This is a genomic window from Streptomyces sp. BRA346, from assembly GCF_052851135.1.
In genome coordinates this window covers 1-2,629 of the sequence record NZ_JAIWIH010000136.1, presented here as the reverse complement: position 1 = coordinate 2,629, position 2,629 = coordinate 1, and the positions used below count along the sequence as shown (strand labels likewise).

At 71.6% G+C, this 2,629-nt stretch carries 1 protein-coding gene; it reads right to left on the bottom strand.

Annotated features, from left to right (window positions below; translation table 11 throughout):
* A partial coding sequence (locus LCH29_RS43745; protein ID WP_446467248.1) for a type I polyketide synthase occupies positions 1–2,629 on the bottom strand: 2,629 nt, incomplete at both ends.

Here is a 2,629-nt window from a genome sequence, read left to right as displayed (position 1 = left end):
CAACGCGGGCAGCACCTCACCCAACGACAGCCCCGGATCCACCTCCAACTCCGCAGCCAGCGCGGCCACATCCCCGCGCTCCACCACATCCCAGAACCGGCCGTCAACGGCAGTGCCCGGCGCAGCATCCGCGACGGTCGGCGCCTCCTCCAGCCAGAACCGCTCGCGCTGGAAGGCGTACGTGGGCAGCTCGACCCGGCGGACACCGGTGCCCGCGAAGTACGCCGCCCAGTCCGGAGCCAGGCCGCCGACGTGCAGTCGGGCGAGGGCGGTGGTCACCGACTCGCCCTCGGCGCGCCCCTTGCGCAGAGAAGGAATGCAGACGGCGGCGTCACCGTCGGTGAGGCAGTCCTGTGCCATGGCGGTGAGCACACCGTCGGGACCGAGCTCGACGTACGTCGTCACGCCCTGGGCTTCCAGAACACGCACACCGTCGAGGAAGCGCACGGCCTCACGGACGTGCCGCACCCAGAAGTCGGCAGTCGTGATCTCCTCGGCGGAGACGACATCACCCGTCAGGTTCGACACGATCGGAATGCGCGGAGCCTCGTACGACAGCCCCTCCGCCACCTCGCGGAACGCGTCCAGCATCCCGTCCATACGCGGCGAGTGGAACGCATGGCTGACCGCGAGCCGCTTGGTCTTACGACCCTGCGCCTCGAACGACGCCGCGAGCTCAACCACGGCGTCCTCGTCACCCGCGATGACCACCGACGTGGGCCCGTTGAGGGCGGCAATGCTCACCCGCCCACCGAGCAGCGGCAGCACTTCGTCCTCCGACGCCTGCACCGCGACCATCGCGCCACCGGCCGGAAGCTCCTGCATCAGACGGCCCCGCGCCGCCACGAGCGCGGCGGCGTCCTCCAGTGACAACACCCCCGCCACATGCGCCGCAGCCAGCTCACCGATCGAGTGCCCCGACAGGAAGTCCGGCGTCACACCCCACGCCTCGACCAGCCGGAACAGCGCCACCTCAACCGCGAACAAAGCAGGCTGGGTGAACCCCGTCTGGCCCAGCACCGCCGCGTCATCCCCGAACAGCACGTCCCGCAGCGGCCGCTCAAGGTGCAGATCCAGATGCGCACACACCTCATCCAGCGCATCGGCGAACACCGGATAGGCGTCGTACAGCTCACGCCCCATCCCCAGTCGCTGGCTGCCCTGCCCCGTGAACAGGAACGCCACCTTGCCGTCGCCCGCCGCACCCTCGACCAGGCCGGGCACGCTCTCGCCGAGGGCCAGAGCGTCCAGGCCCGCGAGGAATTCCTCGCGGGCGGCGGTGACGAGCGCCGCGCGCTGCTCCAGCGCGGTGCGGCTGGTGGCGAGCGAGAAGGCGAGGTCGGCCGCGCCGAGGTCGGGGTGGGCCCGGAGATGGGCGGCCAGCTGTGCGGCCTGAGCGCGCAGCGCCTGCGCGTCCTTCGCCGACAGCAGCCACGGCAGCGCGTCCACGGCACGCGGCTCGGACACCTCGGGCGACGGGGCCTCGGGCGAAAGGGCCTCGACCGCCGGGACCTGCTCGATGATGGTGTGCGCGTTGGTGCCACTGAGCCCGAACGACGACACACCCGCCCGGCGTGGACGGCCCTCGGTCTCCGGCCACTCCCTCGATTCGCTCAACAGCGCCACCGCGCCCGACGCCCAGTCCACGTGCGGCGAGGGCTCATCCACATGCAGGGTCTGCGGCAACACCCCATGCCGCATCGCCAGCACCATCTTCATCACGCCCGCGACACCGGCCGCCGCCTGCGTGTGCCCGATGTTGGACTTGATGGAACCCAGCCACAGCGGCTGGTCCCCGGACCGCTCCTGCCCGTACGTGGCGAGCAGCGCCTGCGCCTCGATCGGGTCACCCAGCGTCGTCCCCGTACCGTGCGCCTCCACCGCGTCAACATCGCCAGCCGAAAGCCCCGCACCGGCCAGCGCCTGCCGGATCACCCGCTGCTGCGACGGGCCGTTGGGCGCCGTCAGACCATTCGACGCACCGTCCTGGTTGATCGCAGAACCCCGCACCACCGCCAACACCGGGTGGCCATTGCGCCGTGCGTCCGACAGCCGCTCCACGAGCAGCATGCCGACGCCCTCGCCCCAACCGGTGCCATCCGCACCGGCCGCGAACGCCTTGATACGACCGTCCGCCGCCAGCCCGCGCTGACGGCTGAAGTCCACGAACGCCTCCGGCGTGGACATCACCGTCACACCACCGGCGAGCGCCATCGAGCACTCGCCGCTCCGCAGCGCCTGCACCGCCATGTGCAGGGCGACCAGCGAGGACGAGCACGCCGTGTCGACCGTGACCGCCGGGCCCTCGAGCCCGAAGGTGTAGGAGATCCGCCCGGACACCACGCTCGCCGCGTTGCCCGTGCCCAGGTGGCCTGCGAGCCCGTCGGGCGGGGTGGAGACGAGTCCGGCGTAGTCCTGCCCGTTGGTCCCCGCGAAGACGCCGGTGCGGCTGCCGCGCAGCGCCACCGGGTCGATGCCCGCGCGCTCGAACGCCTCCCACGACGTCTCCAGCAGCAACCGCTGCTGCGGATCCATCGCCAGGGCCTCGCGCGGCGAGATACCGAAGAACGCCGGATCGAAGTCGGCGACGTCGTAGAGGAAACCGCCCTCGCGCGTGTACGAGGTGCCC